Below are 22,545 nucleotides of genomic sequence, written 5' to 3' on the forward strand. Positions count from 1 at the left end.
GGGCCAAACAGGGGGCCAAACGCTGCAACCACAGCAAGACCGTCCAGGACGGTGATGGACAGCACCGGAGCCGAACCGGCAGTTCAGTCCCTACGGAGCAAGGTCAAGAGGGGCGCGATCGCGTTCGGGACGAAGAGGTCGTGGGTTCAAATCCCGCCACCCCGACAGCCGAAACAGCAGGTGAGGCACCTAGGAACGTTCCTAGGTGCCTCACCTGTTTTCGTGTGCTCTGCTTCCGGTAGACCTCCTCAGTTACGGCGGTGCCCGAGTGCGGCGTGAGATCACTTCGGTCGGGCAGGGGGTGACCGGCTTCGGTCGCGCGTTCGCGGGCCAAGGCTTCGTTGTGGTCGGCGCGTGCCTGGCGGAGGGCGCCAAGGGTGACGGAGTAGGCGCGGGACTTGGTGGAGAAGTGGCCGCGGAAGCCGAGCATGTGGGCCCACTTGCGCAGGCGGAGGTCTTCCAGCTCGGGAAGCGCCCCGAGGCGCCAGCAGGTGAGGATCATGCGCCGGGCGTCGTCGGTGACGTCGGAGCCGATCAGGTCCGTGATCGGGTTGCGGATGGGGCGGTCGAGGGTGCCCGCGGTCTCGGCGCCCTTGGTGGCGTACTTGGCGATGTAGGCGGCCACGGCGCGGCTGGACAGTTCCGAGCTGCCTGCGAAGTCGGCCGAGCGGATGGGGCGGATGTCGAGCTGGTCGCCGAAGCGGAAGGTGTACGCGTGTCCGTCGAGGACCGGACCGGGCACCTCGGCTTCCTTGGCCGCCCAGCGGATCGCATCAGTGAGGAGTTCGGTCGTGGCCCAGGCCGGCGGGGCGTCCTCGGCGCCGTCCGGGCCGTCGAGGCGGATGACGGCGCGGAAGTGGACGGCACCTCGTCGCTGGTACTCGGCGACCTTGGCGCAGGAGACCTTGAGGCAGTGCCTCAGCGCCGTGCAGCACCCGTCAGACCAGCCTCCGCACGCAGAACCCGAAGACGTGCCCCAAGCACCCGCATCCGCTCGCGCCGTTCACTCCCCATACGCAGGGTTCTACACCACGAGCCGATAGCGACCGGGTGCAAGAGCAGCATCAACAGCCGCCAGGATGAGCGTGATTCAAAGTCTCTCTACTAGTTCAAGGCCCGCGCACGGCGCGGGCGCGCGCCGCCTCTGCGGCGCGCTGCGTGCATGCGGACAGAGGTAGGAAAACCCTCCATGGCTGGGGCGGTCGGCTCCACCGACCTTCTCACTTATGCCGTTCGATGCACTTTCTATCAGCCCTAGAGATAGCAGCTTCCGAAGGATCGCGGAGGCACCTTCCGTTAGCCCTGGATCCTTCTTGGAAACTTGATCAACAGACATTCCATAGCTCTGCCCATGAATCGGCTGCTCAATCTCTCCGTCCGCGAGATGACCGCACACCTAAGAGGTGTTCACGGAATTCACGGCGGAAGTCTTTGGTCCGACCCTCACCAGGCCTGGCTGGATTCAACCAAGACGGCTATCAAGTCCGTAAATAGCCACTTCGGAATCAACTGCTACTTCTTGGGCTATTCATGCGACATGCAATCGGATGCCGGAGGGCTGACTCTCGACGGAGACCGGCTCGAGATGCCTAGCTACAGGCCCGAGTCCTTGGAGGATGTAGACATCCACGTCTGCCAGGACCGCAACCAGTGACGTGGAAGCCGTGCCACATGTCCAAGCGCCCTCCCGGGCCGTCCTCGGGCCGTCGAAGGGCGCTCAATGGTGACCGACGTCGACAACTGCCGACAGCGCATCAGCAGGTCAGGACGTTGATCGGTTAGGCGGCCGCAGGTCACGGCCGCCCGTGATCAGTGTGGCTGTGCTGAGGTGCCGCCTAAAGGGTCACCAGGAGTGAGATCGTGTTCGATCACGGCCGAGAAGTCTCCGTATTAGCAAGAAAGTGCCCGCGCCGATCAGGGCCACCCCCGTAAGGATCAAGGCCATCCCGATGGCGATCAGAAACGTGCCAATAAGGACCAGAAGCGCCCCGATCAGGACCAAGAGCGTCCCGATGATAAGGAGAAAGATCGCGAGGACGGTCACGGTTGTCTCCTGTCCTCCCTCCCGCTCTGACTCCTTCCCATTCCCGGCGCAAACACTCTGCCTTTTGCGCCTGGCTGTTGTGCTGTCAGGCCCGGGCTGGTCCGGGCTTTCGGGAGTCGGTCAGCGGGCCGGGCGGCGGGTGGAGCGCCAGATGGAGCGGGCCGCCAGGTAGAGCAGATCGACGATCAGAAGCAGTACGCCGATGGACATCAGGTAGAGCATGCCGTCGACGGCCGCGCCGATGGCGACCAGAGCGATTCCGGCGATGAGCAGGATCAGGAAGGGGACCATGACGGGGTGCCTCGTGGGAAGGAACCGTGCGGAATCTATGTGTTCTCTCGGCTACGGCAGGACACGCTGTGCCTGTGCTCGATGTCGCGTCGGCCGAGGAGGGGTACGTGGCGGCTCCGGCGCACAAGGTCGCCACCAGAGTGGAGGCGGCGTCCGCCGACCGCGTGCCCCACCGACCCCAAAGTTCTCAGGACGATGCCGACGACAACCGGCCGGTTTCTTCGAGCGCGCCGTCAGGAAAGCGAGTGCGCCAGGCAGCATGCTGTTCGTTTGATCCTCCGCGTGCCCGGACGCTCGGATTCCAGGACTCCTGGGCGCCTCGCAGCCGGTACCCCCACGGGGCTTCGGCCTTAGGGATCTCAGGCGGTGCGTTTGGCGCGGTGGCGGGCTTCCCGGAGCCGGACCTTCGAGGGGAGGCGGTCCAGGCCGGCCGAGTCCCGTGCGTGTGCGAGTGTTTCGCGGCTCAGCCGCCCAATAACCCGCGCCGGGTCGGCGTGAGGCTCCAGCAGCAGCCGCACGCGGGCGGTCGGAGCGGTACGTCGGCCCGTCAGGCGGACATGAGCCCGCGAGACCCCGTTCAGGGCTTGTGCCTCTTCCTCGATGACGTTCTCCAGTGTGCGGCCGTCGAGTCGGGCCGGCGCGCCGTCTCCGCTGTCGACGAGGACACGGTCCAGGCGGTGTCTGCGTTGCGCGAGGAGCCACCACAGCAGCAGGGCCAGCAGCACGGCCAGCACCGCGATCACGGTCGGCCACCACCAGTCCTCTTGCCGCCACCGGGTGCGTCCCCAGGCGCCCAGCACCACGTCGTCCGGCCCGCGGAAGGGCCACCAGCCCGGCACGTCGAAATTCCAGTGGCGCTGCAGATCCAGTGCGCCCAGCAGCACGCCGCCGCCCAGGGCGAACAGTCCGAGGCCGAGAAGCCCGAGCAGCACCCGGTTCACCGTCTTGAGCATCAGGATCACCTCAGCCCTTCTTGGGGCGCCGGACGCGCACGGCCAGGGCGGGCTGCCGGGCCAGGCCCAGGGACGCCACGGCTTCGCCCAGCTCGGCGTCCAGATCCGCGCGGACCTCCTCGAGACCGCGGAAATGCGCCTGGGCCCGGGCCTTCACCTTCCGGCGGCCGACGGCGACCTGTGCCGACTGGACGCCGGGCACCTGCATGGCCCGATCGCGCAGAACCAGGGCGGCGGCGCGGCGGTCGAGCCCGGCTCGGACGTCCTCCGTCCCGGGGATGCCGGTGGGCCGCCGCATGGGCAGCAGCCGGCGCAGTCCCGGCGTCACCGCCAGCAGGAAGATCCACAGGCCGAGGGCCATTGCCACCGCGGCCCCGACGATCATCCAGACGTCGTCCAGGGGCCGTGTGGCCAGTTCCTCGGCGAGCCGCCGCCGCCATTCCATCGCGGTGCGGCCCGCCCGCACCGCGATCACGTCGTACAGGAGAAGTCCGACGGCCGCGGCGGACAGCAGGGCTGCCAGGGCCGCGGGAATCCGCCGCGACGACCAGAAACGGCGCGCCGCCCGGCCTGATCCGTCGATCGCCTTCGTCGCGCCCTCGGCCGCCCCAGGAGTGCCGTCGGCGGGCGGAGCCGCCGTCTGTCCCGGGCCGGAGGAGAGGTCGCTGCCGCCGGCCGGCTGCCGCGAGGCGTTCGCGCTCATCTCACCCTCTCCCGGTCCGTATGCCGCGTGTGAGCCGAGTGCAGCCGCTCGACCGATACCGCGAGGTCGGACACCTCCATGCCGGCCCATGCCCTGACCCGTTCGGTGACCTCCCGGCGCACCGCGGCGCACTGCTCGCCGATGTCGGACGGGTAGCCGAGCTCGACGGTGATGTGCAGCCGTGCCTCGCCGAGCACCGCCCGCAGTCCGGCGGCGGACTCGGCGTCCCGTGCCGCGCCGGTCCGTTCCGGCGCCTGCCGTACGGAAGTGCTCACGTGCGGCGCCCGGCGGCCGGGGGGTACGTGGCCGGACGAGTCGGCGAACCGGCTCAGCGTCTCGCGCGCCACCCGGGCAGCGATCTTCGCGACGACCCGGTCGGTCACGGCGGTCGCTCCGCGCTCCCCGCGGGGGACACCTGGGCGCTCATCGGCTTCGCCGCTCACCGCCGCCAGTCTCCCCGAGCCTGTCGCCGGTCGTCACGGATCCGATCCTGCCGGTCCCGGCGACGGACGAAGTCGCCCGGTTCGAGATCCCCCTCCATGAACCGCCCGATGACGAGACCGACGAGGCCCAGCACCAGCACCACCAGGAAAGCCCAGAAGTCACCGAAATACGCGGCGAACCCCAGCGCCATTCCGGCCATCAAGCCCACCACGGCCCTGCTCATTACGCGCTCCTTCACTCAAGCGGGCTGCCGCCCCGGCTACTGGATCCGCTGCCGCTCCTCCCCTTGGTCCTCTTCGTCGTCCGGCAGTTTCACGTCGCTGACCGTGATGTTGACTTCCACGACATCCCGACCCGCCATCCGCTCCACGGCGGAGATCACGTTCTCCCGCACCGCGGCGGCCACGTCCGTGATCGAGACGCCGTAGTCGACGACGAGCTCCAGATCGATGGCCGCCTGCAGCTCTCCGACCTCGACGCTCACCCCGCGCGTGGCGGACTTGCCGCTGCCGGCGCCGGGCATCCGCTCCCGCATGGATCCCATCGAGCGGGCGAATCCGCTGCCCAGGGCATAGACGCCGCGGACATCCTGTGCCGCCATTCCGGCGATCTTCTCCACCACCACATCGGCGATGGTCGTCCGGCCGCGAGAACCGGGCGCAGCGCCGAGCCTGACGCCGGTGTTCTCAGTCATCGGGATATTCCTCCCTCGCGAGGCCACAGAGCACTCATCACTCGGATTATAGTCTTTTTAGTGCCTTTTGCCCGAATATAGAGCGTGAGGCAGGGTGGCCCCCGAGCTTGCGCAGGACACCCCCGGGCAGAGCGCCGCGAAGAGAACCGCGGCCGTGGAGAAGAAGGGAGAGAGGCCGGTGACCAAAGCGTGGACGCAGGCAGTACGAAGCCAGCTTGGCCTGGGCCGGCTGCTCCCGCTCGGCGGGCCCCACGACGGGACGTGGATCACCGAGCAAGCGGCCGTCCAGGCCCTCGGGCGCACTGCCGCCGAGGTCCCCGGTGTCCGACTGGAGTCCCTGCGCATCGGGTCGACGCCGCTCCAACCCGTGTCCGAGCCGGCCGTCCGTCCGCCGGCCAGCGCGCTACCGCCTGGCCCGCTCACCATCGATGCCGCCTTCGCCGCATCCCTCGTGCGGCCGCTGCCGGAGACCGCCGACGAATTGAGGAGCGCGCTGCTGGGCGCGGCCGCTGAACGGCTCGGGCTGGCCACGGTGACGGCTGACATGCGCGTAACGGATCTCCTTGAGGTTCCGGAGGCGGGCATGACGTCTCCGACCGCGGCGACGGCCATGAGGCCCACGCCGGAAGCCGCGGCCGCGCAGGGCTCGCCCCCGGTGACCGGAACAGGGTCCATGCGGGGACTCGTCGGGGAGCTGGCGGACATCGCAGCGGGTGTGCCGGGCGTCGCCCACCTCACCGCCGTGCTGGGCAGCCGCCCGGTCAGGGTGGAGGACCATGATGATCCACCCGGCCGACACATCGAGGTTCACCTCGCGGTCGCCCCCGGACACCATCCATTGCAAGTCGCCCGCGCCGTCCGGGTGGCGGTGGCCTATGCAGCCACCACAGACGCCCCGGGCCCGGTCACCGTCGCCGCCCTCATCACGGAAACCGCGGCCTGGCGACGGACCTCGCCGGTCACCGTGATGAGTGCCCCTCAGTGATCAGCCGGTCCCCTTCATCGGCCGTCCCCGATTCTTCCCTTGACGTGCGCGTGCGCGGACCGCTCCGCCAGCCCTGTCCTGCCGCGGTGTGAGACCTGCCTGGCAGGGAACCCGCATGCCGACGAAGGGTGTGCGCTGCCGCCGACAGACGAAGCAGACGTCGTCCTAGCTCCGCGGTCGCGCGATGTGTATCCGCAACGGCGGAAGCGCACCCCTGCCTGTGGCCCGGTCTCAGCAACTCCCGAGGCGGCGCCTGACCATCTGCCTCCTTCGGAGAGAGTTTCAGCAACATGACCACAAACACCACGGTCCGCCCCCCGCCCTCGGAGACGTCCGGCAGTGACTTTGCCCGGTTGTCGAGAAAGATCGCTGATGCCGGCCTGCTGGGGCGCCGTCCCGGCTATTACGCAGTGCGGATCACAGTGGTGGCCGCGCTCTATGTCGCTGGGTGGGCCGCCGTCGCGCTCATAGGTGACAGTTGGTGGACGCTGACCGTCGCCGGCTTCCTGGCCGTCGTCTTCGGCCAGGTCGCCCTGCTCGCCCATGACGCGGCCCACCGCCAGGTGTTCCGCCGACGCCGGGCCAGCGAGGTGTCCGGACGGATCGCCGGTGCCGGTATCGGGATGGGCTACGGGTGGTGGCAGGACAAACACACCCGCCACCACGCCAACCCCAACCATGCGGAACTCGACCCTGACCTCGCCCCCGACCTGCTGGTCTGGTCCCAGGAACAGGCCCGGGCCGCCAAGGGGCTCCCCCGCCTGATCGGCCGCTGGCAGGCGTTCCTGTTCTTTCCGCTCCTCACGCTGGAGGGCTTCAACCTGCACGTGTCGAGCATGAAGGCGCTGGCCAATCGCTCACTGAAGCACCGAGGGCTAGACGGGGCGCTGCTGTTCGGGCACTTCGTCGTCTATCTGAGCGTCCTGTTCTGGCTGCTGCCGCCCGGCATGGCGATCGCCTTCCTCGCCGTCCACCAGTGCCTGTTCGGCGTCTACCTCGGCTCCCTCTTCGCGCCCAACCACAAGGGCATGCCGATCCTGACCGGCGAAGACCGCCCGGACTTCCTGCGCCGCCAAGTGCTCACCTCGCGCAACGTCAGCGGCGGCCGACTCACCGACATCGCATTGGGCGGACTGAACCACCAGATCGAGCACCACCTGTTCCCCAGCATGCCCAGCCCCAACCTGCGCAAGGCCCGGACCATCGTCCGGCGCTACTGCGAGGAGCTGGGCGTGGACTACGTGGAGACCGGGCTGATCACCTCCTACCGGCTGGCCCTCACCAGTCTCCATCAGGCCGGAGCACCGCTCAGGCACGCCCACGTCGCCGCCTAGAGAGGCGCTAGGTTGCCGTCGACTCGTCGTGAGGACGACGGCGCCATGGCTCTGTGCGAGCTCACGGCCGTGCGCCAACCGGTACATAGCAGCGTCGACAGCGAGCGAGCGATCCCACGCCACAGGTGAGCTACAGCCCAGCTCCGAGGCAGCCGAGTACGACCAGGCCGAGCGGCTGCCCTGATCTCTGCGGTACAGCAGCGAGTACAGCAACCACGACGACCGTAGCTGGCCGCCAGCACCCTTCAATGGTCAGCTGAACAGCTATCGCGACCTCAACGACCTCTGGGTGCACCGTAACGCGCGCGCTCTTCCCAGCGCCCTCACGGCGAGACGAGGACAGGGAGATCCTGGCAGCGTCCGGCATGGAGACGCTGGAGATCGTAACTCGGCCGCAGCAACTGCCAGGGCCTCGACCAGTTCCTCCCGCGCGATCACCCGCCGGTCGCGTTCGATCTCCGCAGCCTCTAACGCCTCGGCCAGCCGCGCGGCTTCCTCCCGCAAGCCCTCTACCCGCATCCGGGCAGCCGCCTCTCACTCGTCCAGCATTCCCCGCACGGACACCACCGCGCTCCCCTCGACCATGAAGCGGACACAAGACATCGCAATGCCTCCCTCAGCCCGATCGGAACCATGCCTGACCAGCAGGAATCAAGGATCACGTTCCCTTGAGGTACGGCATCTCAGGACTGCTCTCCGCTGGCGCACGGGGCATGGAGGCGGTGGCTTCGTATGTTGCGGCATGTCAGGCCGCGGACGACTGCTGGTTGACCTGCTGAGCGAAGGCCGTCGGCAATCGGATCACCCGGTCATGCTGCCTGCGCAGCTAGGACTTGTCCGGCCGATCATGTGACTACTCCGTGCCCGAGTCGTTGCAGTGGGCATGGGGCGGGGCGATCTGAGTGATGCCGAGTGGGCACGGCTGCGTCCGTTCCTGCCGGTGAGCATCGGGCGTTGTGGCCGGTGGCGGGATCACCGGCAGGTGATCGACGGGATTCTGCACCGCGTGCGGACCGGGGTGCAGTGGCGTGACCTGCCCGAACGGTTCGGGCCGTGGAAGACCGTCTACGAACGCCACCGCCTGTGGTCGGCCGACGGAACCTGGGAACGTCTGCTCCAGCAGGTCCAGGCCGCGGCCGACGCCGCCGGCGAGATCGACTGGGACATCTCGGTGGACTCCACCATCGTCCGCGGTCATCAGCACGCAGCCGGCGCCTGCACCGACCCGCCTCCGGCCCGGGATCAAAGGGGGCCGCAGGGATGGAACACCAGGACGAGACGCCGTGGCAAAGTCTCGTCGCCCGCCTGGTGGAGGTGGTGCTGGAGGTGAGGGCCTGGGTCGCTCGCGGGGCGGGTTCACCAGCAAGCTCCACCTGAGCGCGGACGGCCGCTACCGCCCACTGTCCCTGATCGTCACTCCAGGTCAGCGGGCAGACTGCACCCAGTTCAAGCCGGTCCTTGAAAAGATCCGAGCGCCCAGACCTGGCCTGGGACGGCCACGCAAGATGCCGGACAGCCTCGCGGCCGACAAGGCTTACAGCAACGGCCCCATCCGCGAGTACCTGCGACGGCGGGGAATCCGACACACCATCCCGGAGAAATCCGACAGCCAGGCGGCCCGCCTACGCAAAGGCGCACGCGGTGGCCGACCGCCCGGCTTCGATGAGGACCGCCACAAGAAGCGCAACGCCGTCGAACGGGCCATCAACCGCCCGAAGCAGTTCCGGGCGGTCGCCACGCGCTACGACAAACGGGGCTACATCTTCCTCGGCACCGCCACCGCGGCGGTCGTCGCCATCTGGCTCCGAACCTGAACTCCTACGCGACCCAGCAGTAGACGCCGTGATCCTGGCGCCGGGCGGTGCTGACGAGACCAGCCAGCTCACCCACAATCGCCTGGGCGATCTCCGTGTCGATGGCCTCGCCATCCTCCGCGCGCAGCTGAGCCCATGAGGCGGCGATGTCCCGCAACCTGGAGAGCCCGGCATCCGCGAGAGCAGTGGACAGGCGAGGCGAGATCGCGAAGACGACGCACCCGTCGTTGTCCTGGCCGGCGACGATGCGAGGCTCACCGGCATCGACGAGTTCCTCGAAGCTGCCGCCGGCCAGAAGGCATTCCCACTCGATCACTGCCTCCTCGGGATCGAAGTTGCCGAAGGAGAGCGATTCGAATGCCCGTCCCGGCCCGGTTTGGAGTGTCAGAGCCGCTGACGTGTCATCCGGTGCCACGAAGAACTTCACGATGATGCTCACCCGGGCATCATGCCCGACTGCCCACAACCATGATCGGCCGGACAAGTCCTAACCGAGCAACGCATCACGACACGGCAAACCTTGCCTTACACGGGCATTAGGCGGGAGGTGTCCGGCCTGGTCGGTGGCTTGCGGGGAGGGCACAGGCCGAGGTCCCGCCTGGCAGACGGTCACGGTGGTTCGCGACGGTCCTGTAGGCACCATGAGCGACCCAACGCATGGGCGGCAGGGTGAGTAGCGCACCCAAAACAGCCCACCCCCTACCTGCCCTCAGCAACAGCTTGGCGACCGCCTGAGCGCCGCCGTAGACAGCCCCTGTGGGCGTGATCCACAACAACTCGTACTCGGCCCGCCGCTGAGTGGAACCGAGAGAAGCCAGGTCCGCGAACTGCCAAGGAGTGATGGAGCAGTCGAGCCGCAGCATGCGCTCGAGCAATGTCACTGACGTTGTACAGAAACGGCAGTCACCGTCATAAACCAGCACAGGTAGGGTCTGCATAGAGCAATCCTGCCTCACCGAGGCATTCTGCCGAAGCAGGCTTACCAGTACCGCTCCGACGGGTCATTTTACGAATCTCCGCGGCTTCGGGGGTCCGACCGCAACAGGTCACCGCACGGCGAGCCGAATTGCCCAGCCCCGGCACTGACCACATACTCCGAGAGTCGGCACTTTCGCAGTCGGCGAGAGGGAGGGGTCGTGCGACCCGACGACCCCTCCCTTCCCTTCAATCGTTCTCCAAACTAGGCGTCGAGCCGTGCAGGCCTAAGGGCTCGCAGAGAAGTAACTTGTGGGCTCAGCGGATTGACTCCCAGGTCAGTGCTCCGCGCACCGCAAGTTGTTCCTCTGCGGGCCCTAACGACCTCGTGCACGGTAGGCGGTGAGACGTCGAGAGCTTCGGTAGGGCTCGGTGTTTACCTCTGCCCTGCCGGAGCCAGGTCTGCAGTCTGCTGATGGGACAGCTGTCCTGTGACGGCTTGAACGATGTCGCTGATCTGCTCGCGGCAGCCGAGGTGGCATGCGAGAGCCTGCCAGTTCTTCAGGTGAGCGATGCCGTGCTCGGCCCGGATGCGCCGCGAGGAATGCGCCTTGCGCTGCCGCTCGTACATTTCCTCGTACCAGTCGGGCGCGTTCTTCTTGCAGCTCGTGCCACAACGGGCCCGCCTCGGCCACGAGTTCAGCGATCACTCCGGCCGGCAGCCCCCGTGATCCTCCGGTCGTTGGTGATCACTGCACGAGACACATTCCCCACCACACGACCGTGATCAACGAACGCGAGCTCTGCGCCTCACCGCCTATCATGCACAAGCTCGTTAGGGCTCGCAGAAGAACATCATGCGGGTGCGCGGAGCGCTGACCTGGGAAGTCAAGCCGCTGAGCCCACAAGTTACTTCGCTGCGAGCCCTTATCGTCCGCCTTCAAAGATCATCCGGTTGGTGGATCACGACGTTGTGGAACGTCGTCATGAACTCACCGACCAAGACCGGGAGTTACTCGTTCCAAGCCAATGCGGACGCGGTCGGCGACATCGACTGGCTGGTCCAGATCGACGCCACCATCGTCCGCACTGACACCTTGATCCCCGGGCTGGAAGTGCATCAAATCGCTTGGGAGATCCCCGAGAAGCCCCTACGAGTGAAACTACGGGGCCGGGCCCTCTCCGAGGGTGCGGACCAAGCCGGAACAAAAGAACCCTGTTGCTCATGGCGGGCCAAGAGGGTTACAGGATCAGCCTGGGGAGTGAGTGTCGCCGACTGGTACGGGTTGCAGTGGCAGCGCGGCAGATGCCGTCCCGGGATGGGCTTCCGCTCCGGTCACGCCTGCTCGTCGGACGGTACGCCGCAATTGCCGTTCCACGGCCCGGTAGAAGCGGTCCGGGAGGAATACGGCGTCGGCGACGATCATTGCGCCGGAGAACAGCGGCAGTCCCATGAGCACCGCGATATTCACGTGCATACCCAGCAAAAGGATGAGGACAGGGTATTTAAGTCTACTGAAGAGGACGAAGGGAAAGGCGACCTGCACGAGCACCGTCATATAGCCGACGACAGTGAGCAGTACGTGGTTGCCGTCGATCATCTGGGACAACTCAGGCCAGGGACGGAACAGGTCGATGTTCAGGATGTAGTGGAGGGCAGTGCCGTCGGCCCACTTGTAACCCTGCACCTTGTACAGGCCCGCACATCCGTAGAGGAAGCAGACCTGGGCTGCGATGACGAACATCCCGCAGTTGTGCAGCACGGTGGTCAAGATGGAGCGCGCATCGCCAAGTTGGTGCCGGAGACCGGTCCCGCGGGGATCTGCCACCTTGCCGGTCGCAGCCCTGCACCGGGCCCTGCGCGCGTCGAGGGACCAGCGACGCCCACACGCGGTGAAGACCAGATAGACGGCCATGAGGACCATGAGGTTGTCCCCGCCGTCCGCCATGTAGATCGCCCTGCCGTGGAACGACACCACCACGACCGCGAACAGCACGGATACCGCACGCGTGCGCCAACCCAGCACGAACAGCGCACACGTGATGAGAGCAACGGCGTAACAGACCTCGAAGTACGCCTGACTGTCGGACAGGAGAAGGACGCTGGCCCATCCGCTCTGGTCGTACATAAGTCGGGCCAGCTCGGGTGTCCACGGCGAACCGGGGCCCCACATCTCCTCGCGGTGTGGAAACTCCCGGAGCAGGAAGACGAGGTAAAGCAGACCGTACCCGATGCGTAGCATCGCCGCCGCGTACAAGGAGACCGTCCGCTCAGTCAGGAGCACGAGGAAAGCGTGGATCCGATCCAACCCGCGCTGAAGCAGGTGCACGGCCGCCTGCTTCGTGGTCACTCGGGGCGCTGTTGCCCCCATGGTCGGTGCCTTCTCACTCTGATTCACGGGAATCCACCTTCCACCAGGGCAGGTACCGGATCACGGCCGGCGCAGGTGCCGCGGCGGCAGCACGGGAGCCATCCGCCGAGCGCGGAGCGGCGATGGGCAGCGTGGTCACCCGTAGCTGGATGAAGTCGAAGGTGCCGCCCCGCTGAGCTGTGACACGGTCCACTGCGATGTTCTGGAGATACTTCTGAATCAGGCGAGCCCGATCCGAGTATGGCTGGTCGTCGCTGCCGTGCGTTTTGAGGTAGGAATTCCACGCCTGGCGCAGCATGTTCTGTGCCGTATGGCTGGGAAAGACGTGGTGCTTAACGGCGGAATCGTCCATGGAGCTCAGATCGATCCAGCCGCTCACTCGCCTGGAACCGTTCGGCGCTGTGTACCCCACCTTCGCCGAGATCTGCCGGTTGACGGATTGCGGTTCCGGGGCGAAGAGCCGCCAGTTCTGCGAAAACAAGGGCCGGACCCACGCGTTAATCTGCTGGTTGTATGCCTTGGAGATGGCGTTCGAGGGCGCCACGTACAGAAACACCAGGACAAGATGGACCAGGGTCACTGCTAGGCACAAGGCAACCGCGACTCCCGTTCCAGCGGTCAGTAGGCGGTATGGCCCTGGATTTTCACGAGTGCCACGCAGTCCACCGTTCTCCGCTGCAGACTCAGCGCCAACCTGCTGCGAATCCCTCGTATTTGTCGACTCAACACCGATCAGCACGACCCCACCCACCCGGTCCTTCCCATTGCGACTGCTTGCACCTGCTACTACTGATTCCGCGGGTGGCGCACGACGGCATCGACGACGATCCGCTGCGCGCCACCCCTTACTCGCGGGTGAAGATGAGCAAGTTGCGTACGCTCCGGCAAGGAGATCCAGCGCAACTCGTCACTCCCGCCGAACTACGGGGAACTCACTTAGTGGTGTGTGTGTGCATCTTGTGCCACGGGGGTTTGGACCCGTAGTGGTGGGGCTTCCCGGGCTTCCCCGGCTTCCCGGGCTTCCCCGGCTTCCCGGGGTGGTGGTCACCAGGACCACCTGTGTCGTGGCCCGTCGTCGCGGCAGCGTCGTCACCCGTGGTCACAGCGGCGGCGTCGTCACCCGTCGTCGTCACAGCGGCGGCGTCGTCACCCGTCGTCACGGCGGCGGCGTCGTCACCCGTGGTCACAGCTGCGGCGTCGTCACCCGTGGTCACAGCTGCGGCGTCGTCACCCGTCGTCACAGCTGCGGCGTCGTCACCCGTCGTCACAGCTGCGGCGTCGTCACCCGTCGTCACAGCTGCGGCGTCGTCACCCGTCGTCGTCACAGCGGCAGCGTCGTCACCCGTGGTCACAGCGGCAGCGTCGTCACCCGTGGTCACAGCGGCAGCGTCGTCACCCGTCGTCACAGCGGCAGCGTCGTCACCCGTCGTCACAGCGGCAGCGTCGTCACCCGTGGTCACAGCGGCAGCGTCGTCACCCGTGGTCGTGGTCGTGTCGCCCTCACACAGCGGTCGGGTGATCACGTTGCTGTCCAGCGTCACGGCGCCGTTGCGGGCCAACGCACGGCCCTCGATGTTCGTCCCCGTAGTGACGCTGATAGAGGTCAAGGCCATGATGGTGCCCACGAAGTCGGAGTTGGTTCCGAGGGTGGCCGAGCTTCCGATCTGCCAGAACACATTGCACGGCGAGGCGCCATTGATGAGGGAAACCTGGCTGGCGGATGCCGTCGTCAACGTCGAACCGACCTGGAACACCCAGACGGCGTCGGGGTCGCCCTCAGCATCCAGGGTGAGCGTGCCAGTAATAGCGGCACTGACAGGGGCGTTGTATACGCCTGGAGTCAGCGTCCGACCACCGAGTTCCACCGGAGGGTCGTCGGGGAACGTTACATCCGGCGCTTGGCCGGCCGCATCGTTGTACGCAGTGGTCAGGTCACTCTGCGCTTGAGCAGCCACAGCATCCGTGACATGCGTAGCCCCGTTGACAATTCCGGGAGGGAATCCGGTGACGGCCGACCCCGGACTCACTCCGAGATCTCCGTTGATCACCGTAGGGCCGGTGTTGGTGACCGCGGAGCCACCCAGTACAGCAAAGCTTTCCGCCGTTCCCAGTTCCACTGCCGTTGCAACGGCAGCTGCCCGTGTAGGTGTGACGGCCACAACGGCCAACGCAACCAGCAGGGTTAGTACCCCCGCGATCCAGGCCGTCATTGTGCTCCGATGCGACGCATCGGAAATACTCAGTCTCATCGAGGGGTCAACTCCCGTGGGGTGGTGACATCCGGCGTTCCTCGTCAACGGAATCGCCTCTTCTGTGGGCGGATCTTACGCAGGCATCCACCGGAAGCGATGATTCATCGGGTGATGTTGCCGGAGTTACTCGATGCGAGTTAAGGAGGGTATCAAATATTGGGCTGAATGGGCGTCTTTGCAGCGAGCCATTCCAGATTCGATTTCGCCTCCCGGCCCTTAGGTAGATGGCACTTGCCCTCACAGGAGGCAGCAGTCTTCCTCATCCGGGAGGTACTTTCCATTAACCTGAAACAGATGGCAGCACAATTCCCCCGGATGGCGGCTCGCCCACGCATCCGAACACTCGGCTCCGCATTCCGGAACACGAATAGAGGTCTCCCGTTTCCGGTGGGGCAGATGGGTGCGTCGGCTGGTATCCCAGCGGATGATCCCGAGTGGATCGAACCCTTCTCCTGGCTGACCGAGCTACAGTTCGCCGGGCTGGTGGCGTCGGCACGTCGGCGACTTCCAGCGGCCACTCCTGGCGACGGCTCCTGGCCGACCGTGTGTTGTCGGTAGCGACGTACTGGCGAACCGATATCACGTTGCGACGGGTGGCACCGCTGGCGGGATCTCGAAGTCCGCCGGTCGACCGCATCCTCGATCATCTGGCACCGCTGGTGGCCATCTCGCCGGCCCTCCGGAGACGCAAGGGCACCATCTACATTGTCGCCGGCGTATGAATTCGCTGAGCCGGTCTTCTAACGGGCTCGCCCACCTCCAGGGCACCGCCTTTTTGCTAGCTGAAGCGGCTCAGAGGCTGTCGCATCTACAGGACACTGCAAGCACCCTCGCCGATGCCACCCAGGACCTGGTGGGGCTTGCTGACAATGCGTCGACGCTCCATCAAGCCGCAGTCAGAGCCGCGCGAGCCGCAGACAGTATGAGAAACGGCTACTAGTACTCCAGCAGCACTTTGACGTTTTCCCTGTTCAAGGGCGGTCTGGGCGAGTGTAGAAGGGCCGATGGCCAGCCTGTGATCTCTTTCCCGGGCCGCCCCTCGATCGTGTGCAGCCGCCGCTGATTGTGACAGCGGCGGGCGACGGCTTGGCGTCGTCTGCGCCAGTGTGACCATCTCAGTGCGCGTGCGCTGAGGACGGGCTGGTGAACGGCGAGGTGTGAGTGGCCAGTTGCCATGGCAGGCCGGATCAGGCGTGACCATGTGCCGCGGCCGCCATGAGCGGCTCTGCGGCCTCTTCGGTCGTATCCGGAGGGACGACCAGCAGGTCCCAGCGCCCGCGGCCAGGGGCGAGCAGGACGATGGTGTGCGGGGCGGATGCCGTCATGGTCCTGCGCAGTCGTACGACCTGGTTGAAGACGAGCATCCGGCCGGGCACCGCGGGCCACGCCGCTCCGTTGACGGTGACGCTGGTGATGTGGCCCCATGCGCGCGGCAATCCGGCGAGCAGCCGGGGGAGTTCGGCGAGCAGGTCGTACGAACGGGGCCACCACGCTCCGTCGATGGGCTGGGGCATACCGCCGTGGGGAGCCAGGCGCAGACGGAGAAGGGGACGAGAGGGAGGAGGGGGCTGCAGCGCGGTGGTCATGAAAGCTCCTGTCGACTGCCGTGCGGCGGAGGAGATGAGTGACCGGTGTCAGGCGCGGCGGGCCGCCACGCGGTCCGGAGTGGGCCAACGCACGTCGTACACCCAGCCGAGGCGTTCCAGGAGGCGGATGACGGCGGCGGAGGGGTCGAGCTGGCCACGGTCGACGCCGTGGCGGGCACTGGTGGGGTCGGCGTGGTGGAGGTTGTGCCAGCTCTCGCCGAACGACAGCAGGGCCAGCGGCCACAGGTTGGTGGCCCGGTCGTGGCGCCGGGTGCGGAACGGGCGCTCACCGATCATGTGACAGAGGGAGTTCACGCTCCAGGTGACGTGGTGAAGCAGCGCGATGCGCACAAGTCCCGCCCACAGCAGGGCCGTCACGCCGTACAGCCACGTACCGCCGATGGCCCAGCCCACCGCGAACGGCAGGGCGAGGGTGAGGACGCACAGCGCCGGGAAGGCGCGGGCGACGGCACGGATGTCGCGGTCGGCCAGCAGGTCGGGGGCGTACCGGTCGGCGGGCGTGCGGTCGTTGCGGAACAGCCAGCCGACATGTGCGTGCAGCAGTCCGCGCAACTGGCCGCGCAGGTGCGTTCCGTAGCGGTACGGGGAGTGCGGGTCACCCGGCCGGTCGGTGAAGGCGTGATGGCGGCGGTGGGTGGCGACCCAGCCGATGACGTCACCCTGGAAACTCATCGAGCCGGCGACCGCGAGCGCGATCCGCACGGGACGGACGGCCCGGTAGCCGCCGTGGGTGAGGCCACGGTGGAAGCCGACCGTGACGCCGAGACCCGTGATCGTGTAGAGGACTAGGGCGAGCACGATGTCGGCGGGATGGATGAGACTGCCCCACAGCAGCCAGCCGGCGAGACCGATCGCCACGAACGGCAGGAGGACGATCACCGCCGTCACCGTGACGTACAGACGCTCACCGCCGTCGCGCGCGGGCGCCGGTCCGTCCGGTGGAAAAGGGGACGTCCCGTCGTAGCCCTGGGGCGGCGGGGCGGGGTCCGACGGTGTGACCGTCCTGGACGTGGTCGGACTGCGCGACATACGTGGCTCCTCGGCCTGGATGCGGATGGCGCGGCCGGGGTCAAGGGCTGCCCATGAGATGGGAGTCGCGAGAACGGGGCCGGTTCGGACAGCGGCATACGAAGAGCCCTCGCTTCCTCCACGGTACTCCCGCACGCTCCGGGACGAGGCGGGCCGGACCGCGTGGCCGCCGCGTTGACACCGACCGTTGCCGGACGTTCACTGGCGGCACGGTGCAGGGCCATGCCACTCCGGAACACACGGCGAAGCATTCCGCCTTCCCGCCTCGCCCAGCCCCCGCGAGAACCATCCACCGGACAACAGCGAGGCCGGCCATGACCGTTTCACGGACCATCAGGAACCAGGCGCAGACGATGAAGGGCAGGATCACGGAAGAGCTCGGCCGGGTCACCCGCAACAGGCGACTGCGACCCCGGGGCAGGGCCGACCGGGCTTCCGGGAGCCTGAACAGGCCGTCGAGAAGACCAAGGACGCCTGCAGGCGCAACGGAAGCGCCCCCCGATGATGTACGACCAGACACGCGTCCAGCAGCCCGCGGGCCAGACCCGGCGCCCCGCCGAACGCCGCAGCCCGGACCCGGAGCCGCTGCTCCCGTCGGACGAACAGGACAAGATCGCCCAGCACCTCCGGCACGCCCTCAACATCTTCGCCGAAACCCCGCTCGAGGCGCCGGAAGTGGCCGAGAGCGCCTATGACGAAGCCACCGCCCAGCTCGTGAACGCCCTCGCGGAACGACGGCGTGTCCTGCGCGCCGGCTGGCAGGACCGGGATCCCGGGACGCAGTCCGAGGAACTCCGGCTCGCGCTGAGGCGGTACCGGGAGGTCACCCAGCGGCTGCTCCACATCCAGGCGGCCACTGCTCCCCCGCTGCGGCGTTGCGCGGAGTACCGTGGACAGTACCGAGGGCATTTCGCACACCGGCTTCCACGTCGGGTCGTTCTCGGCGAAAGATGAAACCCGGGCCGCCGCAGAGGCGGCCCGGAGACGGGTCCGCATCATGTCGGCGACCTTGCACGCAACCCTGCCGCACCCGGAGCCCGTCGCAGCCCCGGCCGCGCGTCTCGCATTGAAGACCGACGGCACCTCCCGCGGACTCCTGGACGGGGCCTGGTGGCCCCGATCCCGGGATCTGCTGAGCGAACTTCCGTCGCTCACCGACGTGTTGGACCCCTTGTGGGGCCGCATCACCCGCATCGCCGTCAACCCGAAGCACTGGCCGGTCATCCCCCGCAAGGTTCCCGTGGACGGCCACATCGTCAAGGTCGGCTGGTTCACCCCGGAGATCGACCCGCACAAGCTGCTGCTGCTCTCCTACGGCACCGGCCGCTGGGACCTGCTCATCATCCCGCCCGAAACCGGGGCGGAGTCGGCGGCCCGGCTGATGGCTGCCGCGTCCGACTACGACGGCCCGCCATTGACCGCGAGCGCTCTCATCGCCGCGGACGAGGCCCGGCACGGCGTCTTGGCGGCCGACCATTCACTGGGTCCGGACGAGGCATGGGAGTACGAGGGCGGCGCCTCCGCGGTGTCCGCAACCGTTCCCCGACAGACCAGTCCGCCCGACCGGGCAAGCCGACTGATCATCGGTATGTGAGGTGGCCGCCATGAACACCTTCCTGACGGCCGCCGCATACGTGATCCACCGGCTCAACATCCAGCACACCGACAGAATCGCCGTGCACCGGTACAGCTCCCCCCTGCCCGGCCGCCGCGGCCGGGGCATGCCGCAGCCCCCGGTGGCACCGGACCGGTCCGAGTCGCCCACCCCCGGCGAACGGCGGGACCACCGCGACGGGGGCCGCGGGCGCTTCCCACCGCGCCGCCGCCGCAGCCGTACCACTCACCACAAGTGACCAGCCGGTTCCCCCACCGGCCGCGGGCACAGACCGTCGACTCGGCTCGTACCAACGCGTGCGCGAGCGCGTGCACTCGGGCCATGGACCGCGCGAGGAGCGGCCGGGCCCCATGAACCGAGGCATCTCAACCGAGGCGTCATGACTCTTCCGCAGCTGAACATCTACCGGCACGACCGGGCCAGGCGGGCACTGCTCATCCTGGCCGGTTCGATCGACCCGGCCACCGCGCCCCAGGTGCGCGCCGCTCTGGAGCGGTGCCTGCATGAGGCATCACCACCATCGACGTGGATCTGACCACCGTCGGCCGCTGCGACAGCAGCGGCCTGCGTGTCTTCCTCGACGCATCGCGGCTCGCCGCCGGGGCCCACGCGTCCCTGCGGCTGCACTACCCGTCCCCGCAGACCGCACGGCTCCTCGCGGAGACCGGCTCCGATCTTCTGCTCCTGTGACGGCTCCGGGACAGATGTCGTGCACAGCGGTGCGGAGAGCCATCTTCTCTGATCATGCGTGACATGCCGTTCTTCGGCGTAATGGGCTGTCCTGGGTGACTGGCCGCGTCACTCTGTGCGGGTTGATCGCGGTCGTGTCAGGAGCCCGTGTGTCGGTGCGGGCGCTGGACTCGCGGCACGAGGTGAGCATGGACACGGCGGCCGAAGCTTCGACGACGCCGATGGGGTGCGGTTGTGGCGGAAGGTGAGCGCCGACCTGACGAGGGCATGCTGGACCGGTCGGAAGGGTTCGGTGAGCGCCTGCTGGGGGTGCTGCTGGACCGGGCACACGAGATGCCGCCGCAGCTGATCGCCCCGCTGATCGCGGAAGAGGTGGCCAGGGTCGGTGGCCGCGACGTCTCGATCCTGCTGCAGGACTACGCCCAGCTGGTGTTGGTGCCGCTGTCAGGTCGGCGGCTGCTGGTCGGCGAGCCCGAGCCGATCGATGACTCTCCCGCCGGGAGAGCCTTTCTGCACGCGGCCACTGTCGAGATGCCGCAGTCCGACGGCGTCCGGATGTACCTGCCGTTGCTGGACGGCAGGGCGTGATGGCCCTCACCCTGGACACCGTCGATGACGACGACCGGCGGCTGCTGCGCAGGCTCGCCGGTCTGGTCGCCGACATGCTGGTCACCAAGCACAGCTACACCGATCAGTTCTTTCGCGCCCGGCGCCGTGAACCGATGAGCGTGGCCGCGGAGATCCAGTGGTCCCTGCTGCCGCCGCTGGCGATGTCCGTCCCGCAGGTCGCGGTGGCCGGAATCCTGGAGCCCGCCTACGACGTCGCGGGCGACAGCTTCGACTACGCCCTCAACGAGGACATCCTGCACGTGGCCATGGTCGATGCGATGGGCCACGGCCTGGATGCCGCCACAATGGCGACCGTCGCCGTCGGGGCCTACCGGCACGCCCGACGTGCCGACATCGGACTGTCCGAGATCTACGCGTTCATGGACCGGGCCATCGCCGAGCAGTTCGGGCCCGACCACTTCGTCACCGCCCAGATGATGCGTCTGAACATCGCGACGGGCCACCTGCAGTGGGTCAACGCGGGCCATCCCGCACCACTGCTGATCCGCGACCACCGGGTCGTCAGGCAACTGGCAGGCCCGACCACCCTGCCCGTCGGCTTCGGCGGTGAAGAGCCCCGGATCGGCGGGCAGATGCTCCAACGCGGCGACCGAGTGCTGTGCTTCACCGACGGCCTGATCGAGGAGCACGAAGCCGGCGAAGAACAATTCGGCGAAGAACAACTCATCCACTGGGTCAACCGCATCGAACACACAGCGAAGGGAGTACGAGCAGTGGTGCGCTCACTCTCCCACGCCCTGAAGCAGCAACGGGGCGGCCGCACCACCGACGACGCGACCCTCTTCATGATCGAATGGCGAGGGGGCGCCGCCGACCACCTCTTGCTTCTGGAGTGAGCCGACAACCGCACCACCGAAGACGGGCCGACGCAACAGGGACCCACTTGCTGCCCAACCCCGGTACGCACTCGCCCCTGGCTGTCGCCGGTGCGCCCCCGACCTCAGCCGGCACCGTCCATATCCTGGGATTGGGCGGCTTCGGACCCTCCGTCACACGACCTGACGACTACTGTGTCGTACAGACGTCCCAGACCCCGGCGGCACGCTGTTACTGAGCACAGATGGCTGCGGGGTGCGGACTCTTCGTCTGTCACCCGGCGCATCCCTGGAGGGAACTGGGTGGGTCCTCTGTCCTGCTGCGCAGGCTGTCGGACCGACCGTTGCTCTGCCTCCGCCGAAACACGCCCCTGCCGGAGCGGCGCCCAGGGGGCCGGAACTCCGGCCCCGGGTGCCCGTCGGCGAATGGTCTTCCGAACCGAGGCGTCATGCCCCTCTCACAGCCCACCGCCCACTGCACCACCGTGGCTTTCTGCGACTGCAGCGGGCGGATCCTCGACCTCGCCGGCCGCGGGTTCCAGCTCCTCGGCCCTCCGTTCGGCCACCTGCCGCCTCCCCTCGGCGACACCCCGGCCGCGCCCCTTCCGGCCCCGCCGCACTGGTCTGTCCCACTTGCGCCTGTTCTTCCAGGAGGTGTGCGATGAAGGCCGAACCAGAGCGGGGACACACACGGAAGCCAGGGGATGGCGAGCCCTCAGCCATGGCTCCGGTGCGGTTGCGTCGGCTGAGCCGTTGGCTGGTGGAGGACCTGCGTGAGGATCTGGCGGGGCTGTATGTGGAGTCCCGCGCAACGCCGCCGGGTGATCCGTACCGCCGTCCCAGCCGCCAGAACTTCCTGAACCGCCTCATCACGGACATACGCCGGCCTGAATTCGCCATGGTGATCGCCGAGACGGACGGCCTGATGGGATGCGCCTTCGGATTCCCGGTACGCCGCGACGGCTCATGGTGGCTCGGCTTCGAAGGAATACTGCCGCGCAGCGTCGGGCAACTCACCGTGACCGGCAGCGTCTTCGCGTTCGCCGACATCCTGATCCGGCCGCACCCGCAGAGCCGGGAACTCGCCCATCGCGTGCAGGAGCGGCTGCTGACCGACCATCAGGCATCGCTCGGCGCCACTCTGGTGGACCGGGCCGATCGCCCGACCCTCGCTGTGCTCCGCTCTTGGGGGTGGCTGGACATCGGAGAGCTGCGCAGGCCACTGGGCGCCGCCACGTTCCGCGCGCTGGTGTTTCCCCTCGGGGAACGCACCACGGCGAGGCTGGAGGGCCTTGTCGCGATGCCGGGAGACGGTGGCCCGGGTGGGGCCTGACAGGCGGTCGGCCCGCATTCGGATG

General features: G+C 67.6%; 21 protein-coding genes and 4 pseudogenes. 11 read left to right on the forward strand and 14 right to left on the reverse strand.

All coding sequences use genetic code 11. From position 1 onward, the window contains the following. Positions 1-103 precede the first annotated feature (103 nt). The 7 genes and pseudogenes from ADL34_RS23760 to ADL34_RS23790 all read right to left on the reverse strand — a co-directional run. Positions 104-928 (reverse strand): annotated as a pseudogene (locus ADL34_RS23760) (replication initiator); the annotation flags it as partial. Between the two features lie 1,236 nt (positions 929-2,164). Next, positions 2,165-2,335, reverse strand: coding sequence for a hypothetical protein (locus ADL34_RS36425; protein WP_199835623.1), 171 nt, complete (start codon positions 2,333-2,335; stop codon positions 2,165-2,167). 359 nt (positions 2,336-2,694) lie between these two features. Continuing rightward, positions 2,695-3,288, reverse strand: a complete 594-nt coding sequence (gene amaP, locus ADL34_RS23770) for an alkaline shock response membrane anchor protein AmaP (RefSeq protein WP_062673833.1) — start codon at positions 3,286-3,288, stop codon at positions 2,695-2,697. Between the two features lie 10 nt (positions 3,289-3,298). Continuing rightward, positions 3,299-3,991 (reverse strand): DUF6286 domain-containing protein, encoded by a 693-nt coding sequence (locus ADL34_RS23775; RefSeq protein ID WP_062673751.1) that lies wholly within the window; start codon positions 3,989-3,991, stop codon positions 3,299-3,301. Continuing rightward, positions 3,988-4,434, reverse strand: a complete 447-nt coding sequence (locus tag ADL34_RS23780) for a hypothetical protein (protein WP_062673749.1) — start codon at positions 4,432-4,434, stop codon at positions 3,988-3,990. The genes ADL34_RS23775 and ADL34_RS23780 overlap by 4 nt, the downstream gene beginning before the upstream one ends. Continuing rightward, a complete protein-coding gene (locus tag ADL34_RS23785) occupies positions 4,431-4,658 on the reverse strand; it encodes a hypothetical protein (RefSeq protein WP_062673747.1) in 228 nt (75 codons plus the stop codon). Before ADL34_RS23785 ends, ADL34_RS23780 begins: the two co-directional genes overlap by 4 nt. A gap of 36 nt (positions 4,659-4,694) precedes the next feature. After that, positions 4,695-5,129 (reverse strand): Asp23/Gls24 family envelope stress response protein, encoded by a 435-nt coding sequence (locus ADL34_RS23790; protein WP_062673745.1) that lies wholly within the window; start codon positions 5,127-5,129, stop codon positions 4,695-4,697. Between the two features lie 178 nt (positions 5,130-5,307). Between ADL34_RS23790 and ADL34_RS23795 the strand changes: the two genes are divergently transcribed. From ADL34_RS23795 to ADL34_RS35080, 3 genes are all read left to right on the forward strand, one after another. After that, positions 5,308-6,114, forward strand: coding sequence for a hypothetical protein (locus ADL34_RS23795; RefSeq protein WP_062673826.1), 807 nt, complete (start codon positions 5,308-5,310; stop codon positions 6,112-6,114). Positions 6,115-6,404: 290 nt separating this feature from the next. Continuing rightward, complete coding sequence (locus ADL34_RS23800) at positions 6,405-7,448, forward strand: fatty acid desaturase family protein (protein ID WP_062673743.1); 1,044 nt, start codon at positions 6,405-6,407, stop codon at positions 7,446-7,448. Between the two features lie 883 nt (positions 7,449-8,331). After that, positions 8,332-9,262, forward strand: a protein-coding gene (locus ADL34_RS35080) for an IS5 family transposase (protein WP_402546799.1) whose coding sequence is annotated in 2 segments (ribosomal slippage) — positions 8,332-8,664 and positions 8,666-9,262 — 930 coding nt in all. Because the reading frame shifts where the segments join, the coding sequence is not laid out codon by codon here. 4 nt (positions 9,263-9,266) lie between these two features. Here the strand turns inward: ADL34_RS35080 and ADL34_RS23815 are convergent. The 5 genes from ADL34_RS23815 to ADL34_RS34430 form a co-directional block, all read right to left on the reverse strand. After that, positions 9,267-9,701, reverse strand: a complete 435-nt coding sequence (locus tag ADL34_RS23815; RefSeq protein WP_062673740.1) for a hypothetical protein — start codon at positions 9,699-9,701, stop codon at positions 9,267-9,269. Between the two features lie 97 nt (positions 9,702-9,798). Beyond that, complete coding sequence (locus ADL34_RS35085; protein ID WP_079034447.1) at positions 9,799-10,200, reverse strand: thiol-disulfide oxidoreductase DCC family protein; 402 nt, start codon at positions 10,198-10,200, stop codon at positions 9,799-9,801. 1,227 nt (positions 10,201-11,427) lie between these two features. Further along, entirely contained in the window at positions 11,428-12,528 is a 1,101-nt protein-coding gene (locus ADL34_RS23825; RefSeq protein ID WP_400094467.1) for an HTTM domain-containing protein, read from the reverse strand. Between the two features lie 34 nt (positions 12,529-12,562). After that, entirely contained in the window at positions 12,563-13,105 is a 543-nt protein-coding gene (locus ADL34_RS23830) for a DUF5819 family protein (RefSeq protein WP_234375093.1), read from the reverse strand. Positions 13,106-13,481: 376 nt separating this feature from the next. Further along, positions 13,482-14,759: an ice-binding family protein gene (locus ADL34_RS34430; RefSeq protein WP_079042921.1), complete on the reverse strand. Its 1,278-nt coding sequence runs from the start codon at positions 14,757-14,759 to the stop codon at positions 13,482-13,484. A 438-nt stretch (positions 14,760-15,197) separates the two neighbouring features. Here ADL34_RS34430 and ADL34_RS36795 point away from each other — a divergent pair. Then, positions 15,198-15,517 (forward strand): annotated as a pseudogene (locus ADL34_RS36795) (IS5/IS1182 family transposase); the annotation flags it as partial. 471 nt (positions 15,518-15,988) lie between these two features. Here ADL34_RS36795 and ADL34_RS23840 read toward each other — a convergent pair. Beyond that, entirely contained in the window at positions 15,989-16,387 is a 399-nt protein-coding gene (locus ADL34_RS23840; protein WP_062673738.1) for a DUF5994 family protein, read from the reverse strand. Positions 16,388-16,435: 48 nt separating this feature from the next. Next, positions 16,436-17,437 (reverse strand): acyl-CoA desaturase, encoded by a 1,002-nt coding sequence (locus tag ADL34_RS23845; RefSeq protein WP_062673736.1) that lies wholly within the window; start codon positions 17,435-17,437, stop codon positions 16,436-16,438. Between the two features lie 501 nt (positions 17,438-17,938). Between ADL34_RS23845 and ADL34_RS23850 the strand changes: the two are divergent. The 7 genes and pseudogenes from ADL34_RS23850 to ADL34_RS23875 form a co-directional block, all read left to right on the forward strand. Continuing rightward, a pseudogene (locus ADL34_RS23850) lies at positions 17,939-18,283 on the forward strand (hypothetical protein); the annotation flags it as partial. A 43-nt stretch (positions 18,284-18,326) separates the two neighbouring features. Then, on the forward strand, positions 18,327-19,031 hold the full coding sequence (locus ADL34_RS23855; protein ID WP_062673734.1) for a DUF5994 family protein: 705 nt from the start codon (positions 18,327-18,329) through the stop codon (positions 19,029-19,031). A 10-nt stretch (positions 19,032-19,041) separates the two neighbouring features. Next, positions 19,042-19,290 (forward strand): hypothetical protein, encoded by a 249-nt coding sequence (locus ADL34_RS23860; protein WP_062673821.1) that lies wholly within the window; start codon positions 19,042-19,044, stop codon positions 19,288-19,290. Positions 19,291-19,431: 141 nt separating this feature from the next. Next, a complete protein-coding gene (locus tag ADL34_RS36800; protein ID WP_234375094.1) occupies positions 19,432-19,587 on the forward strand; it encodes a hypothetical protein in 156 nt (51 codons plus the stop codon). After that, positions 19,578-19,742 carry an STAS domain-containing protein gene (locus ADL34_RS36805; protein WP_234375095.1) on the forward strand — a complete coding sequence of 55 codons (165 nt, stop codon included), beginning with the start codon at positions 19,578-19,580 and terminating at the stop codon, positions 19,740-19,742. Before ADL34_RS36800 ends, ADL34_RS36805 begins: the two co-directional genes overlap by 10 nt. A 267-nt stretch (positions 19,743-20,009) precedes the next feature. Then, positions 20,010-21,208, forward strand: a pseudogene (locus tag ADL34_RS23870) (PP2C family protein-serine/threonine phosphatase). A 640-nt stretch (positions 21,209-21,848) separates the two neighbouring features. Continuing rightward, positions 21,849-22,520, forward strand: a complete 672-nt coding sequence (locus tag ADL34_RS23875; protein ID WP_234375096.1) for a hypothetical protein — start codon at positions 21,849-21,851, stop codon at positions 22,518-22,520. The last annotated feature ends 25 nt before the right edge of the window (positions 22,521-22,545 follow it).

The organism is Streptomyces sp. NRRL WC-3605 (assembly GCF_001509795.1).
Taxonomy (GTDB): Bacteria; Actinomycetota; Actinomycetes; order Streptomycetales; family Streptomycetaceae; genus Streptomyces; species Streptomyces viridochromogenes.